General features: G+C 70.7%; 17 protein-coding genes. 11 read left to right on the forward strand and 6 right to left on the reverse strand.

Annotated features, from left to right (window positions below; translation table 11 throughout):
- The first annotated feature begins 51 nt into the window (after positions 1 to 51).
- The 8 genes from ACFVSU_RS10550 (at position 52) to ACFVSU_RS10585 (ending at position 7,171) form a co-directional block, all read left to right on the forward strand.
- On the forward strand, positions 52 to 1,068 hold the full coding sequence (locus tag ACFVSU_RS10550) for an ABC transporter substrate-binding protein (protein WP_387143478.1): 1,017 nt from the start codon (positions 52 to 54) through the stop codon (positions 1,066 to 1,068).
- A gap of 2 nt (positions 1,069 to 1,070) precedes the next feature.
- Complete coding sequence (locus tag ACFVSU_RS10555) at positions 1,071 to 1,964, forward strand: ABC transporter ATP-binding protein (protein ID WP_387142045.1); 894 nt, start codon at positions 1,071 to 1,073, stop codon at positions 1,962 to 1,964.
- Entirely contained in the window at positions 1,954 to 2,874 is a 921-nt protein-coding gene (locus ACFVSU_RS10560) for an ABC transporter permease (protein WP_387142048.1), read from the forward strand. The genes ACFVSU_RS10555 and ACFVSU_RS10560 overlap by 11 nt, the downstream gene beginning before the upstream one ends.
- Positions 2,871 to 3,662: a uroporphyrinogen-III C-methyltransferase gene (gene cobA / locus ACFVSU_RS10565; RefSeq protein ID WP_387142051.1), complete on the forward strand. Its 792-nt coding sequence runs from the start codon at positions 2,871 to 2,873 to the stop codon at positions 3,660 to 3,662. Before ACFVSU_RS10560 ends, cobA begins: the two co-directional genes overlap by 4 nt.
- A gap of 42 nt (positions 3,663 to 3,704) precedes the next feature.
- Positions 3,705 to 5,102, forward strand: coding sequence for an FAD-dependent oxidoreductase (locus tag ACFVSU_RS10570; RefSeq protein ID WP_387142054.1), 1,398 nt, complete (start codon positions 3,705 to 3,707; stop codon positions 5,100 to 5,102).
- A complete protein-coding gene (fdxA, locus tag ACFVSU_RS10575; protein ID WP_387142057.1) occupies positions 5,099 to 5,428 on the forward strand; it encodes a ferredoxin in 330 nt (109 codons plus the stop codon). The genes ACFVSU_RS10570 and fdxA overlap by 4 nt, the downstream gene beginning before the upstream one ends.
- The gene (locus ACFVSU_RS10580; RefSeq protein WP_387142060.1) at positions 5,421 to 6,386 is read left to right on the forward strand and encodes an NAD(P)/FAD-dependent oxidoreductase; all 966 of its coding nucleotides are present in this window, start codon (positions 5,421 to 5,423) and stop codon (positions 6,384 to 6,386) included. Before fdxA ends, ACFVSU_RS10580 begins: the two co-directional genes overlap by 8 nt.
- A 98-nt stretch (positions 6,387 to 6,484) precedes the next feature.
- Positions 6,485 to 7,171 (forward strand): hypothetical protein, encoded by a 687-nt coding sequence (locus ACFVSU_RS10585; protein ID WP_387142063.1) that lies wholly within the window; start codon positions 6,485 to 6,487, stop codon positions 7,169 to 7,171.
- A gap of 10 nt (positions 7,172 to 7,181) precedes the next feature.
- Here ACFVSU_RS10585 and ACFVSU_RS10590 read toward each other — a convergent pair whose 3' ends face one another.
- The 5 genes from ACFVSU_RS10590 to ACFVSU_RS10610 all read right to left on the reverse strand — a co-directional run bounded on the left by ACFVSU_RS10590 (position 7,182) and on the right by ACFVSU_RS10610 (position 12,155).
- A complete protein-coding gene (locus ACFVSU_RS10590) occupies positions 7,182 to 7,832 on the reverse strand; it encodes a PadR family transcriptional regulator (protein ID WP_387142066.1) in 651 nt (216 codons plus the stop codon).
- Between the two features lie 225 nt (positions 7,833 to 8,057).
- Positions 8,058 to 8,858, reverse strand: coding sequence for an ABC transporter permease (locus ACFVSU_RS10595; protein ID WP_387142069.1), 801 nt, complete (start codon positions 8,856 to 8,858; stop codon positions 8,058 to 8,060).
- 9 nt (positions 8,859 to 8,867) lie between these two features.
- A complete protein-coding gene (locus tag ACFVSU_RS10600; protein WP_387142072.1) occupies positions 8,868 to 9,791 on the reverse strand; it encodes an ABC transporter permease in 924 nt (307 codons plus the stop codon).
- A 73-nt stretch (positions 9,792 to 9,864) separates the two neighbouring features.
- Positions 9,865 to 11,043 (reverse strand): ABC transporter substrate-binding protein, encoded by a 1,179-nt coding sequence (locus ACFVSU_RS10605; RefSeq protein ID WP_387142075.1) that lies wholly within the window; start codon positions 11,041 to 11,043, stop codon positions 9,865 to 9,867.
- 77 nt (positions 11,044 to 11,120) lie between these two features.
- On the reverse strand, positions 11,121 to 12,155 hold the full coding sequence (locus ACFVSU_RS10610) for an ABC transporter ATP-binding protein (protein ID WP_387142078.1): 1,035 nt from the start codon (positions 12,153 to 12,155) through the stop codon (positions 11,121 to 11,123).
- Between the two features lie 126 nt (positions 12,156 to 12,281).
- Here ACFVSU_RS10610 and ACFVSU_RS10615 point away from each other — a divergent pair, with 126 nt between their 5' ends.
- From ACFVSU_RS10615 to ACFVSU_RS10625, 3 genes are read left to right on the forward strand one after another with little or no spacing between them, the layout of a single operon-like run.
- Entirely contained in the window at positions 12,282 to 13,067 is a 786-nt protein-coding gene (locus ACFVSU_RS10615) for a FadR/GntR family transcriptional regulator (protein WP_387142081.1), read from the forward strand.
- On the forward strand, positions 13,064 to 13,816 hold the full coding sequence (locus ACFVSU_RS10620) for a cache domain-containing protein (RefSeq protein ID WP_387142084.1): 753 nt from the start codon (positions 13,064 to 13,066) through the stop codon (positions 13,814 to 13,816). Before ACFVSU_RS10615 ends, ACFVSU_RS10620 begins: the two co-directional genes overlap by 4 nt.
- Before the next feature lie 32 nt (positions 13,817 to 13,848).
- The gene (locus ACFVSU_RS10625; protein WP_387142087.1) at positions 13,849 to 14,766 is read left to right on the forward strand and encodes a hypothetical protein; all 918 of its coding nucleotides are present in this window, start codon (positions 13,849 to 13,851) and stop codon (positions 14,764 to 14,766) included.
- A 5-nt stretch (positions 14,767 to 14,771) separates the two neighbouring features.
- Here ACFVSU_RS10625 and dcd read toward each other — a convergent pair whose 3' ends face one another.
- Positions 14,772 to 15,377, reverse strand: coding sequence for a dCTP deaminase (dcd, locus tag ACFVSU_RS10630; RefSeq protein WP_045299427.1), 606 nt, complete (start codon positions 15,375 to 15,377; stop codon positions 14,772 to 14,774).
- Positions 15,378 to 15,528 lie beyond the last annotated feature (151 nt).

The following is a 15,528-nucleotide window of genomic DNA, read 5'->3' on the forward strand; positions in this document are numbered from 1 at the left end:
AACAAAATCCGCACTGCGACCGCAATCACAACCCTGGGACTCGTGGCAGCGATGATGGCCGGCTGCGCCTCCGCCGCGGCAAGCCCGAGCGAGAGCGGTGACAGCGCGCCGGTGAGCGAGCTGCGCCTGGGCTACTTCGCGAACGTCACGCACGCACCGGCGCTCGTCGGCCTCGAAGAGGGCCTGTTCGATGACGCCCTCGGCGACGTCGACGTCACGACGCAGGTCTTCAACGCCGGACCGGCCGCGATCGAGGCGCTCTCGGCGGGCGCGATCGATGCGACGTACATCGGTCCCAACCCGTCGATCAACACGTTCATCCAGTCCGGCGGCGAGTCCGCGCGCATCGTCGCCGGTGCCGCCACCGGCGGCGCGGCACTGGTCGTCCGCGACGGCATCGACGACCCGGCCGACCTCGAGGGCACCACGATCGCGACGCCCCAGCTCGGCAACACGCAGGACGTCGCCGCGCGCGTGTGGCTCGAGGACGAGGGCTTCGAGACCGACACCGCGGGCGGCGGCGACGTGCACATCACGCCGACCGAGAACGCACAGACGCTGACGCTGTTCCAGCAGGGCCAGCTCGACGGCGCCTGGCTGCCCGAGCCGTGGGTCTCGCGTCTCATCATCGACGCCGGTGCGCACGTGCTGCAGGACGAGGCCGACCTCTGGGAGGACGGCGAGTTCCCGACGACCGTGCTGCTGGTGCGCAAGCAGTTCCTCGACGAGCACCCCGACGTCGTCGCCGATCTGCTGAAGGGCCACGAGGCGGCCGTGCAGTGGATCGCCGACAACCCCGACGAGGCGCCCGCCGTCATCAACGACAAGATCGAGAAGGACACCGGCAAGCCGCTGGCCGACGACGTCATCGCCCGTGCGCTCGAGCACGTGTCGTTCTCAGTCGACCCGCACGCCGACACGTTCGAGACGCTCGTCGAGAACGGCATCGAGGCCGGCACCCAGAAGAAGGGGTCGATCGAGGGTCTCTTCGATCTGCGCCTGCTCAACAAGCAGCTCGAGGCCGAGGGCGCTGACACCGTCTCGGCAGCTGGGCTCGGCGAGGACTGAACATGAGCACCGCTCCCGCCTCCGCCTCCGGGTCCGCGCACGCGGTCCCGGGGGCGGGCGCGCCCACCCACTCCGGCCCGCCGGCGCCGGCGGGCACGACCAAGCCGCTGGCGCCCAGCTTCGACAGCGTCACGCCGGTGCCCGTCGCGGCCCCCGCGCCCACGCCCGCCGTGCGCATCGACGGCGTCTCCAAGCGCTTCGGCACCGGGCCCGTCGTGCTCGAGGACGTGTCGCTCGACATCGCCCCCGGCGAGTTCGTGTGCCTGCTGGGCGCGTCGGGATGCGGCAAGTCCACCCTCCTGAACCTCGTCGCGGGTCTCGACAAGCCCAGCGCGGGCCGCATCGAGACGCCCACCGAGGGCTCGGCCGTGATGTTCCAGGAGTCGGCGCTCATGCCGTGGCTCACGGCCCGCAAGAACGTCGAGCTCGCACTCCGCCTGCGCGGCGTCGCCCGCGGCGAGCGCCGCGAGAAGGCGCTCGCCCTGCTCGACACCGTGAACCTGGCGGATGCCGCGGAGAAGCGTCCGCACGAGCTCTCGGGCGGCATGCGCCAGCGCGTCGCGCTCGCGCGCGCCCTCGCCCAGGACCGGCCCGTGCTGCTGATGGACGAGCCGTTCGCCGCGCTCGACGCCATCACGCGCGACCTCCTCCACGAGGAGCTCGAGCGCGTGTGGCGCGCGTCCGGCCGGACCATCGTGTTCGTCACGCACAACGTGCGCGAGGCGGCCCGCCTCGGCCAGCGCGTCGTGCTGCTGGGCAGCCGTCCCGGTCGCGTCGTGCAGCAGTGGCAGATCACGAAGACCAGCGGACGCCGTATCGAGTCGCCCGAGGTCGCCGCCCTCTCGGTGGAGATCACCGACCAGCTGCGGAAGGAGATCCGCCGCAATGCCGCATGACACCCTGACCGTTTCGAAGACGGATGTCGCAGCATCCGCTCATTCCGACGACCTCCGTTCGCTCGAAGCCGGGCTCGACCGCCTCCAGACCGACGCCGAGCGCGGCCCGAGCCGCTGGCGCCAGTTCGCCGCGAGCGTCGTGCCGCCGATCGTCTTCGTCATCCTGCTGGTCGTCGTCTGGCAGCTGTACGTCGTCATCGCGCAGCCGCGCCCCGACATCATCCCCGGCCCGGCGGACGTCGCCGCGGCCCTCGGGCAGGCGTGGGACTCCGGCCGCCTGCAGGAGGCCGTCACCACGAGCCTCGAGCGCGGCATCATCGGCTTCCTCATCGCGATCGTCGTCGGCACGCCCATCGGCCTGCTGCTCGCCGAGGTGCGCCCCATCCGCCGCGCCGTCGGGCCGATCATCTCGGGCCTGCAGGTGCTGCCGTCGGTCGCGTGGGTGCCCGCCGCCATCATCTGGTTCGGCCTGTCGGACGCCACCGTCTACTTCGTGATCCTCATGGGCGCGATCCCCTCGATCGTCAACGGCCTCATCGCGGGCATCGACCAGGTGCCGCCGCAGCTGCGCCGCGTCGGCACCGTGCTCGGCGCGTCGCGCTGGCAGCTCGCGACCGCGGTCATCCTCCCCGCCGCACTCCCCGGCTACCTCGCCGGCCTCAAGCAGGGCTGGGCGTTCTCGTGGCGCTCGCTCATGGCCGCCGAGATCATCGCGATGGGCGGCACGATCGGCTTCGGCCTCGGGTCGATGCTGCAGAACAACCGCGACCTCGCCGACCTCGCCGGTGTGCTCGGCACGATCCTCGTGATCCTCGCGATCGGCGTGCTCATCGAGCTCGTCTTCTTCGGACCGCTCGAGCGACGGATGCTGAAGCGCCGGGGCCTGCTCATCTCGGGAGGTTCGCGATGACCGCCGCAGGCAAAGTCTGGCTCGTCGGGGCCGGCCCCGGTGACGCCGGCCTGCTGACGGTGAAGGGCCTCCGCGCCCTCGAGGCGGCCGACGTCGTCGTCGCCGACCGGCTCGGCGCGCGCGCCGTGCTCGACGGCCTCAAGGCCGACGGGGTGGAACTCCGCGCCGAGGTCGTCGACGTGGGCAAGCGCCCCGGCCACCACGCCGTGCCGCAGGACGCGATCAACGCGCTCCTCGCGCACCTCGGCCAGGAAGGCAAGACGGTCGTCCGCCTCAAGGGCGGCGATCCGTACGTCTTCGGCCGCGGCGGCGAGGAGCTCCACGCCTGCCAGGAGGCCGGCGTGCCCGTGGAGGTCGTGCCCGGCATCACCAGCGCCATCTCCGTGCCCGCGATCGCCGGCATCCCACTTACGCACCGCGGCGTGGCGACCGCCTTCACCGTGGCCACCGCGCACGACCAGATCGAGTCGCTCGGCGGCGGCTGCGACCACACCGTCGTGCTGCTCATGGGCATCGGCACCCTGGCGAACTCCGCGATCACGCTGGCCCGCGGCGAGCGCGGTGCGGACTGCCCGGTCGCCGTCGTGGAGGACGGGTACGGACCCCGCCAGCGGGTCACCGTCGGCACACTCTCGACCATCGCGCACCAGGCCGCGGAACGAGGCATCCGTTCCCCCGCCGTCGTGGTCGTCGGCGACGTCGTCCGGCTCAGCCCGTACGCGCCCGCCGAACTCGCGACCCTCGATCTCTCCCAGTACGACCCGCTCACCCCGCCGCGGCGCGCCTGACGGCCGCCCTCGCGCTCTCCGCCTGACCCGAAAGAAACCACAGTGACTTCTTCGAGCCTCCAGAACCTCCGCGTCGCGATCGTCGGCGCCGGTCCCGCCGGCATCTACGCGGGCAACATCCTCACCAACTCGGTCGTCGAGGCCGGCGGCACCGTCGCCATCGACCTGTTCGAGTCGCTCCCCGCGCCCTACGGACTGATCCGCTACGGCGTCGCGCCCGATCACCCCCGCATCAAGGGCATCGTCAACTCGCTGCACGAGATGCTGGATGCCGGCACCACGCGCTTCATCGGCAACGTCGAGGTCGGCCGCGACATCTCGATCGACGAGCTGCAGGAGCGCTACGACGCCGTGATCCTCGCCACAGGCGCGATCCGCGACGCCGCGCTCGACATCCCGGGCATCGATCTCGAGGGCTCGTACGGCGCCGCCGACTTCGTCGCGTGGTTCGACGGGCACCCCGACGTCCCGACCGAGTGGACGCTCGACCAGCGCGAGGTCGCCGTCATCGGCAACGGCAACGTCGCGCTCGACGTCGCCCGTGTGCTCGCCAAGCACGCCGTGGACCTGCGTTCGACCGAGATCGCCGACAACGTGCTCGCAGGCCTCGAGGCCTCGGCCGTCACCGACGTGCACGTCTTCGGCCGCCGCGGCCCCGCCGACATCAAGTTCACGCCGATCGAGCTGCGCGAGCTCGGCGAGGTGCCGAACGTCGACATCGTCGTGCACGACGAGGACTTCGCCTACCTCGAGGGCCTCGTGCCGTCGAACAACCAGCTCAAGGTCATGCTCCGCATCCTGCAGAGCTGGCGCACGCGCGAGTCGACCGGCGCGAGCCGTCGCCTGCACCTGCACTTCTACCACTCGCCCGTCGAGGTGCTCGGCGACGGCAAGGTCGAAGCCCTCCGCTTCGAGCGCACCGAGCCGACGGGCGAGGGCAGCGCGGTCCGCGGCACCGGCGAGTTCCGCGAGATCGCGGTGCAGCAGGTCTACCGCGCCGTCGGCTACTACGGCACGCCGGTCATCGACGCGCCGTTCGACGAGAAGGCCGGCGTCGTCTCGAACGTCGAAGGACGTGTGAAGGATGCTGCGGTGACGGGTGACGCGGACGCCCCCGTGATCGCCGGGCTCTACGCGACGGGCTGGATCAAGCGCGGACCGGTCGGCCTCATCGGCCACACGAAGTCCGACGCGATGGAGACCATCGCCCACCTCGTGGCGGACGTCGCGGCCGGCCGCCTCGGCGCTCCGACAGTGGACGGAGACGTGCTCGACGTGCTCGACGAGCGCGAGGTCGCCTACACGACGTGGGACGGCTGGCTCGCCCTCGACGCGCACGAGCGCGAGCTGGGTGCGAACCACCTCCACACGCGCGAGCGCGTCAAGGTCGTGCCCCGCGACGAGCAGGTCGCGATCTCGCGGGGAGCGCTCGTCCCGTGACCTATGTGATCGCCCTGCCGTGCGTCGATGTGAAGGACCGCGCCTGCATCGACGAGTGCCCGGTGGACTGCATCTACGAGGGTGAGCGGTCGCTGTACATCCACCCCGACGAGTGCGTGGACTGCGGCGCCTGCGAGCCGGTGTGCCCGGTCGAGGCGATCTACTACGAGGACGACCTGCCGGAGGAATGGCAGGACTACTACACCGCGAACGTCGAGTTCTTCGACGACATCGGGTCGCCCGGCGATGCGGCCAAGACCGGCGTCATCGCGAAGGACCACCCCGTCATCGCGGCGCTTCCTCCCCAAGGAGACGGCCATGACTGATTCCACTCCTCCCGCACCCTCGACCGAGGTCGACGTCGTCATCGTCGGTGGGGGCCCCGCCGGACTGTCGGCGGCGCTCAACCTCGGTCGCGCCCGCGCGTCCGTCGTCCTCATCGACGCCGGCCGCCCGCGCAACGCCGCGACCCTGCGCTCGCACGGCTTCCTCACGCGCGACGGCGTTCCGCCGCTCGAGCTGCGCAAGCTCGCACGCGCCGAGCTCGCCGCCTACCCGAACGTGCAGGTGTTCGACCGCACCGTGGTGACCGCGCTGCAGGAGCGCGACTGCGGCGAGGGACTCCGCTTCCTCGCGGCGCTCCAGGGCAGGGGCGCGGGCATCCCGCCCGCCGTCGCCGCGCGTTCGGTTCTCGTCGCGACGGGCCTGCGTGAGACGCTCCCCGCCATCCCGAGCCTGCGCGCCTTCTACGGCATGACGCTCTTCAGCTGCGCCGCGTGCGACGCGTGGGAACTCCAGGACCGGCCGCTCGCCCTCATCGGCGAGACCCGCGACCTCGCCGCGCGTGCCCGGCTCATCGCCCGCTGGACCGACCGGCTCACGGTCTTCACCAACGGCACCGATGCCGTCGACACGGTCGAAGAGGCCGAGCTCGCAGCATCCGGGATCATCGTCGAACGACGGAAGATCGACGACCTCGAAGGCGACCGCGGCACCGTGACAGCAGTACGCCTCGTCGACGGCGCGCGCGTCGAGATCGAGGGCGGGTTCGTGCGCCCGCAGTGGCACCCGGCGCTCGACTTCGTCGGCGGGATCGACCTCGAGCGCGACGGGTTCGGCAACCTGGTGACCGATCGCTCCGGACGCACGTCGGTGCCGGGGCTCTATGCGGCGGGGGATGCTGCGTCCCCGGGCCCGCAGCAGCTCATCGTCGCCGCGGGCCAGGGCGCTCGGGCCGCCGCCGTGCTCGTGCACGATCTCGTCGGGGTGCGCACCGCCCACTGAGCCGGTGCGCGCTTCCGTGGCGCGCGCCGCAGGATGTTCACCGATCGGACACCTGCCCGTTCGGTTCCCGGACGCCGCGATCGACGAAGATGTCGCCGATGTCCGACGACCTGACCGACGACGCCGCGGGCGAACTGAAGGCGCTGCGGCTGCGCGCCTACGGACCGGATGCCGACATCGACGGCGATCCGCAGGCGCTGAGCCGGCTCCGTGAGCTCGAAGCGCGCGCCGTCGGCGCGGAGGAGGCTGACGTCCCTGTGGTGGCCGAGGCCGCGCCTCTCACCACAAGGCAGGACGAACCGCCTGCCCCCGGGCCCGTCGTGCCGGTCCCGTGGTGGGAGCGGCACCGCGCGCTCTTGTGGGGCGGATCACTGCTGATCGCCGCGCTTCTCGGGGCGGGCGTCGCGTCGGTGCAGCTGCCGCCGGGCCGGGAGCAGGTCGCGGATCTCGGCGAAGACGCCGACGGGCTCTGGCCGGAGCAGATGTGGGGCGCGCGGCCGCCGGACGGCGTGACGTTCGACGAGTACCTCGGCCTGACCGCGATCGCCTCGGCCCGCGACTTCGGCAACGGCACCAACAGCAGCTGCCTATGGGTCTACGACTCGGCGTCGGTCAACTTCGGCCTGTCGGCCGGGTCGTGCGCCACCGGGTCGGGTCCCTCGTCGACGACGATCGTCGTCACCCCCCAGGCACCTCCGGCTCTGCTCGACGAGTTCCCCGAAGGCACCACGCTGCAGTTCGTCCGCGACGGTGACCGGGTGATCGTCTACGCCCAGCGACCGTAGGCGCGAGGGATCACCAGTCGGTGGCGTGGTCGCCGGCGAGCGCCTCGCGGCCCGGCGCGAGCATGTCGTGCACCTGCCCGCCGTGGGTGTGGGCGGGCGCCACCGCGTCGGGCCAGTCGGCGATCTGCTGCTCGGCCCACTCGGTCCACGAGATGACGTGCTCGTAGTGGCCGATCATGAACGTGTTGGCGAGCGCGAACAGATGCTTGCGCTCGGGGAACGTGCCGCCGGTCTCGCTGATGAACGCGGCGTACCGCGCGAACATCTCGCGGTTCGCGAGCGCCTGCTCGCGCGTGAGCGCGAGCGTCGCGCGTAGGTCGTCGAGTGAGCCCTGGTCCGACAGGAGCACCCGCACCATCCCCTCGAACTCGAGGGTCGGCGGGCGCACCGGGGTGCGCAGCCACGCGGCGAGCGCCTCGCGCCCTTCCGGCGTGATGGAGTAGATCGTGCGGGCGCGCTTGCCCGTGTGCTCCTGCCGGGTCTCGACGAACCCGGCGGAGTGCAGACGGTTGAGCACGGCATAGCGCCCGCGATCGGCGGACGGCCAGAGCTCCGAGACGCCGCGCCCCAGCTGCTCGGCGAGCTGGTAGGCCGACCAGTCGCGCCCGGCCAGGAGGCCGAGCGTGAGGTAACCCGTGATCGAGGGCTCGCGTTCGGGCACGACAGGCTCCTTTCCGGCCGGCTTTCGGGTCGTCGGCGCGGAACGTAAAGGGTATCCCGCTGACGTTGGAACGACCCTATACTGCAGATTGCAGTAAGCGTCGGCGCGTCAATCCTGTGTGGGGACTCGGACCGCGCCGAGGGTGGGCCTGACGTGTGGGGACGGGGTCTCACCCCGCGGCGGGCGATCTGGGGATCGCCCGCCGCCCATCTCTCCGCCCGTTGGTCAGCGGCGGGTCTGCTCCGACCCCGACAGCCGCTGCGCGAGATAGATCGGCACGATCGACACGATCACCAGCACCACGGCGATGACCGAGACGACCGGCGCCTGGTTCGGGCGGAACATGTTGTTGAGGATGTAGATCGGCAGCGTCGTCACCCCGGACCCTGCGGTGAACGTCGTGACGATGATCTCGTCGAAACTCAGCGCGAACGCGAGCAGCGCCCCCGCGAGCAGCGCCGAGCGCAGCTGCGGGAAGGTGACGAGGCGGAACGTCGTCCAGATGCCGGCCCCCAGGTCCGCGGACGCCTCCTCGAGGTTCGTGCCGGTGCGCCGGAGGCGGGCGATGACGTTGTTGAAGACCGTCACGATGCAGAAGGTCGCGTGGGCGATCACCACCGTCCAGATCGACAGCGGCACACCCATGATGGTGCGGAAGAAGTTGTTCAGAGCGATGCCCGTGATGATGCCGGGCAGCGCGATCGGCAGGATGATCAGCAGCGAGATCGCGTCGCGGCCGAAGAACTCGAACCGCTGGAGCGCGAGCGAGATGAGGGTGCCCAGCACGAGCGAGATCGCCGTCGCGACCAGCGCGATCGCGACGCTCGTGCCCACCGCCTCGATCGCCCCGGTGCTCTGGAACGCCTTGCCCCACCACTCCAGCGTGAACCCCGGTGGCGGCCAGCTGAGCGACGTCGACGTCGAGAACGAGTTGACGAGGACCACGAACAGCGGCAGGTAGACGACCAGCAGGATGAGAGCCGTGACGACGCCGAGCACGGTGCGGGAGAGTCGCGAGAGTCGCATCGGCGGGTCCTAGAGGTTGTTGAGGGCGCCGGTGCGCCGCACGAGGGCCAGGTAGCCGAAGATGATGACGATCGGGATGAGCGCGATCGCCGCGGCGAGCGGCAGGTTGTTGGCCGCGCCGACGTTCGTGTAGACGAGGTTGCCGAGCATCTGGTTGGTGCCGCCCACGATGTTGACGGTGATGTAGTCGCCGAGCGACAGCGAGAAGGCGAAGATCGTGCCCGCGATGATCGCCGGGAACGCCAGCGGCAGGACGACGGATCCGAGTGTCCGCCAGGACTTCCCCCCGAGGTCTGCGGACGCCTCGAGCAGCGAGTCCGGCACGCGCTCGAGCCCTGCGTAGATGGGGAGGATCACGTACGGCAGCCACAGGTACGACAGCGTGATGATGGTCGCCGTGAGGCCGTAGCCCGGCGTGTGCAGGCCGAACGGGGCGAGGATCCACTCGAGGATGCCCTCCTGCGACAACACCGACCGCCACGCGTACGCCTTCACGAGGTAGCTCGCCCACAGCGGCATGAGGACGGCGATGACGAGGAGGCGCTGCGCCCGTGGCGAGGCGACTTTCGCCATGTAGAACGCGATGGGAAGGGCGATCGCGACGTCGATCACGGTCACCAGGAGCGCGATCCCGACCGTGCGCAGCGTCACCGTCTGATAGAGCGACCCCGTGACGACGGTGACGATGTTGTCGAGCGTCCAGTCGGTGATGATCTCGCCGGTGAAGGAGTCCACCTGCCAGAACGCCGTGACCAGCAGCAGGGCCAGCGCCACGATGTACACCACGACCAGCCAGAACAGCGGGGCGGTGAGCAGGAACGCCAGCCGGAACCGCGGGTGCGCGCTCAGCCACGCCGACGAGCGCCGCGCGGGCGTCGCTCGCGGCGGCGGCACCGTGCGGGCGGGCGGCGGGGCGGTCGCGGTGTCGGTCATCGAGTGCCTCCGGTTCGGGGTCCGTTCAAGCCGGGGGCGGAGGCATCCGTCCGCCCCCGGCGCGCTGCGTGAGTCAGCCCTTGATCTCGGACCAGGCCTCGGTCCACGCCGAGTAATCCATGCACTCGACGTCGGTGCGGCCGTCGAGGCACTCGGCGATCGGGGTCGTCCAGTACCAGATCTGCGACGCGTAGTCGGCGTCACCGGCGTGGTACGCCTCGCAGTCCTCGCGGTAGTCGCAGGCCGCCTGGCTCGACGGCGCCTCACCGAAGTACGAGGTCGCGACGCCGTTGACCTCGGGGCTGGAGATCCAGTCCAGCCACGCGTACGAGCAGTTCGGGCTCTTGGTCGTCGACGAGATCATCCACGTGTCCGACCAGCCGGTGGCCCCTTCGTCGGGCAGGACGACGTCGGTGGTCGCGCCCTCGCCGGCCAGGACGTTCTGGATCACCTGCCACGTGGTGCCCGCGACGGAGTCGCCGGTCTCGAACGCCTGCACCTCCTTCAGGTAGTCCGACCAGTACTCGCCCACGTGCTGCCGCTGCTCCTTGAGCAGGTCGACCGCCGCCTGGAACTGCGTCTCGTCGAGCGCGTACGGGTTCTCGATCCCGAGGTCGGGCTGGTGGGCCATCAGGTACACGGCCGCATCGGCGATGTAGATCGGGTTGTCGTAGGCGGTGATCCTGCCCGTGTGGTCGGCCGCCTTGTCGAAGACGACGTCCCACGACGTGGGCGCGGGAGTCACCACGTCCGTGTTGTAGAGCAGCAGGTTGGCGCCGTACCCGTGCGGGACCCCGTAGTGCTCGCCGTCGACGGTGTTCCACGGCTGGTCTTTGAGGAAGTCGTAGATGCCCGCGTAGCTCGGGATGAGGTCGACGTTGACCGGCTGCACGTCGCCGGCGGCGATGAGGCGCAGCGACGCGTCGCCCGATGCCGACACGACGTCGTACTCACCGGTCTTCATGAGATTGACGGCTTCGTCGGAGGTGTTGAACGTCTTCGAGGTGACCTGGCAGCCGGTCTTCTCCTCGAAGCCCGTGACCCAGTCGTAGTCGGGGCTGTTGCTGCCGTCCTCGACGTAGCCGGCCCACGCGATGATCGAGACTCCGTCCTCGTAGTCTCCGAGCTCGTCGACGGCCTGGGTGGGGGCGCTGCCCCCGCCGCCGGATGTGCCGCAGCCGGCCAGGACGGCGATCGAACCGACCGCCAGGGCGGTCGCGGCGATGCGCCGTCCGCGTGATGTGCGCAACATGTGGTTCCTCTCGGTGCTGTTGATATCGGGCTGTGCTGTTGTGTGCTCCGGGGCGCGGGCGCCCAGGTCGGGATGGATCAGGTGCCGGGCGGGATCAGCGAGACGACGTCCTCGTCGTGCCACGTCACGTGCACGCGGTTGCCGCGATCGTCGTCGGCCAGGCGGGTGCGGTCGTTGCGTTCGAGCACGGTCACCCGCATGCCGGCATCCAGATCGATGACGCGACGGATGCCGCTTCCCACGTAGATCGACTCGACCACGGTGCCCTCGGCCGAATGCTCGCCGGGCGCCGAGGCCGCCGCCGAGGCCAGCCTGAGCTTCTCCGGACGGATCGAGTGCTCGCCCTCACGCCCGATGAGGGCCGCAGACCGCTCGTGGTCGAACAGGTTGGAGGTGCCGACGAAGTCCGCGACGAATCGTGACGCCGGACGCTCGTAGAGATCCTGCGGAGTGCCCAGCTGGATGATGCGGCCGTCGTGGAACACCGCGATCCGGTCGGAGAGCGTCAGCGCCTCCTCCTGGTCGTGGGTCACGAAGATGAAGGTGATGCCGAGGTCGCGCTGGATCTGCTTGAGCTCGACCTGCATCTGCTCGCGGAGCTTGAGGTCGAGCGCGCCGAGCGGCTCGTCGAGGAGGAGCACCTTCGGCTGCACGACGGTGGCGCGGGCGAGCGCCACCCGCTGGCGCTGACCGCCCGAGAGCTGCGAGGGCTTGCGCGCCGCCATCTGGTCGAGCCGCACCGCGGCGAGCGCCGCCATCGCCAGATCGCGGCGCTTCGCACGCCCCATCCCCCGGACGCGCAGGCCGTAGGCGACGTTGTCGAGCACCGTCATGTGCGGGAAGAGCGCGTAGTCCTGGAAGACGGTGTTCACGTCGCGGTCGAAGGGCGCCTTCTTCGTGACGTCCTGCCCGAACAGCTGGATCGTGCCGTCGGTCGGCTGCTCGAAGCCGGCGATCAGTCGCAGCACGGTGGTCTTGCCTGAACCCGATGGTCCCAGCATCGAGAAGAACTCGCCGGCGGCGATCTCGAGGTCTACGTGGTCGACGGCGGTGACGGCACCGAACTCCTTCGTGAGTCCGGTCAGCCGGATCGCAGGCTGCTGCTCGGTCATGGACGTCTCCCTCGATGTCGATGGAAGTTAATCATATGGATCCATATGTCAAAAGAGGGATGGCCGTGTTACGGTCGGGTCACAGTTGCGGAGGACGCGTTCCTCCGCCATCCACCCGGGGGTCCCATGCCGCACGCGACGGGAAGAGTCGACGCTGCCCGTGCCGTCGTCTTCGCCCCGCTGGACGGCACCGGCAGGGCCGAGCTCGTCGAGAAGCGGCTGACCGATGCGATCGTGACCGGCGTCCTCCACGACGGCGAGCGCCTGCCCAGCGAGGCGGACCTCTCGCGGAGCCTCGGAGTGGCCCTGGTCACCGCACGCGAGGCGCTGGAGGTGCTGCGCGACAAAGGGCTCGTCAAGACGCGGCGCGGCCGCGACGGCGGCAGCTTCGTCACCTTCGACCGCGACGCCGCGACCCGTCTGCTGGAGCGGCGCCTGCGCGAGCTCAGCCGCATCGAGCTGCGCGACTTCGCCCTGCACACCTCGGCGATCGCCGGCACAGCGGCCGAGACCGCCGCCAACCGCGCGAGCGACGACGACATCGAGACGCTCGTCCGCATCGCCGACGCCGCGGATCTCACGACGGCCGGCGGCGCGAGGCGCGCCGTGAGCCGGTTCCAGCTCGAGGTGGCGGCGGTCAGCCAGTCGCCCCGCCTCGTGCACGAGGAGATGCGCCTGCAGGGAGAGGCGGGCTCCCTCCTCTGGATGTGCCTGCGGGAGCAGGAGTACCGTGACCGCAGCGCCATCGCCCGTACGCGGGTCATCGACGCCATCCGCGACGTCGCACCCGACGAGGCCCGCGCGGAGACGATCACACATATCAACAGCGCCTTCGAATGGCTCATCGACGAGCGAGCGCGCATCGACGCGCGCACCGAGGACGCAGCATCCGACCCGAAGGACGTCCCATGACCACCATCGCGACCAGGCCTCCGGCCGACGTGGCGATCAGTGTCGCCGCGACCATCGACGGCATCTTCGCCATGATCGACGGGTGGCGCGATCTGCTCGAGAAGCAGCTCGCCTCGGCCCCCGCCCTGACGGCGGAGACGGTCGATCCGCTCGTCGAGGCGTTCGCCGTGCCGGCCGTCTCGGGAGACACGCTGCTCACCGGCGCGGGATTCGTGGCGGCGCCGGGTGTGCTGACGGACGCCGAGTGGCACCTCGCCTGGTGGCTCGGAACCACCGGTTCGACCCACGGGGTGCGGCGGCTGGCGACGATCGACGACCCGACCCACGAGCAGTTCCGCGACTACACCGCACTCGAGTGGTGGCGCGTTCCGCAGACGACGGGCGCGCGGCACCTCACCGGCCCTTACGTCGACTACGTGTGCACGGACGACTACACCGTCACGATCACCACGCCCGTGGTGCGTGGCGGTGCGATGATCGGCGTCGTCGGAGCGGACGCCCTGGTCGACCGGCTGGAACGCGTGCTCCTTCCGGTGCTGCGCGCGGGCGAGCTGCCCGCGACCCTCGTCAACGCCTCAGGCAGGGTCGTGACCTCGACCGACGCGCGCCGCGAGCCGGGATCGATGCTCCGCGGTGACGACCTCACCGCCGCCGTGCGGGCGCTGTCGCCAGCCCCTGTCACGCTGCCCGGTGGCACCTCGGTGCTCGCCTGCGGCGACACGTCGCTCGCCCTCGTCGTCGGAAGCTAGCGCGCCGGGCGCGATGGGGAAGGATGGCATCGATGTCAACGCCGACCGACTCCTCGCGCGACGAGCTCGCCGAGCTGCGCATGCGCGCGTACGGACCGGACGCCGACATCCTCGATGACCCCGCCGCACTCGCCCGCCTGCGCGAGCTCGAGGAGGAGGCCGCAGCCGCGAGCGCGGCGAACGTCGCGGCGAGCGCGCGCGTCTCGACCAACGGCGGATCCCCGCGTGGCTCAGCCCCCGACGACGACGAGGAAGTCGCGGAACTGCAGGCGCTCGCCCTGCCCGCATCGGAGGAGACGGATGCCCCGGCCGCAGCGGACCCGATCACCCCGGATCGCGACGAGCGCGGCTCTCTCGCGGATGCTCTGAGCTCGGGCGGCCCCGCGGGCGGCGGGACGGATGCTGCCGGCTCGGGCAGCGATGCCGGCGACGTCGACGATTCCGACCCTGTCGAGGGGGCGACCGCCCGCCCGTGGTGGCGGCGCACACCTGTCGTGTGGGCAGCCTCGGTCGTCGTCGCGATGCTCGTCGGCGTCGGACTGACGGTGCTCGTGCAGAGCATGGAGGCGGGCCGGGTCGGCGTGCTCGGAGTGGACCCCGACGCCGACTGGCCGGAGGAGGTCTGGGGCGGTCCGACCGAGGACTCCCTCGCCTTCGAGTCGTTCTACGGCCTCTCGGTGCTGTCGCAGCCGCAGGTCACGGGTGACGGGACCCAGGGGGCTGTCCCCTGTCTGATCGTCTTCAGCGGGGTGGGCGACAACCCCTCCTACCTCGGCGGCGCGTGCGGCGCCGGCCCGTTCCCCGCACAGGCGGCGCTGGTGGTCGGACGGCAGGCGCCGTCTGAGCTGCGCGAACGCTTCGCCGAGGGCACGGCGCTGCAGTTCGTGCTCGACGGCGAGCAGGTGCACGTCTACGCGCGCGAGCCGGGCATCGTCGAGCCCGAACCCTGAGCGCTTCAGGCGCCGCGGCTCCCGGCATCCGTCGCGCCGACGTCGCTGCGGTGGAAGTTCTGGAAGGAACGGGATGCTGTGGGCCCGCGCTGCCCCTGATACCTGTTGCCGTACGGCCCCGAGCCGTAGGGGCTCTCAGCGGGCGAGGTGAGTCGGAAGTAACAGACCTGGCCGATCTTCATGCCGGGCCAGAGCTTGATCGGCAGTGTCGCGACGTTCGAGAGCTCGAGCGTGACGTGGCCCGAGAAGCCGGGGTCGATGAAGCCCGCGGTCGAGTGCGTCAACAGCCCCAGGCGGCCGAGCGACGACTTGCCCTCGAGGCGGGCGGCGATGTCGTCGGGAAGCGTGATCTGCTCGAACGTCGAGCCGAGCGCGAACTCGCCCGGGTGGAGGATGAACGGCTCTTCGGGGTCGACCTCGATGAGGCGCGTCAGCTCGGGCTGGTCCTCGGCGGGATCGATGAACGGGTATTTGTGGTTGTCGAACAGCCGGAAGTACCGATCGAGCCGCACGTCGACGCTCGACGGCTGCACCATCGCGGGGTCCCACGGGTCGAGCGCGAGGCGCCCCGCGTCGATCTCGAGCCGGATGTCGCGGTCACTCAGCAGCACGGAGCCAGCCTATCCGGACCGTGCTGTTATGCTGGCCGGGCGCTATAACAGGCGCGCGAGCGCCGGGATGCCGGCGTCCGGGGCTGTAGTTCAATGGCAGAACTTCTGCTTCCCAAGTAAGCGCCGCGGTCTCGATGCCTTGTACGAGCAT

Source organism: Microbacterium sp. NPDC058062 (genome assembly GCF_042885375.1).
In the GTDB taxonomy this organism is placed as follows: Bacteria; Actinomycetota; Actinomycetes; order Actinomycetales; family Microbacteriaceae; genus Microbacterium; species Microbacterium trichothecenolyticum_C.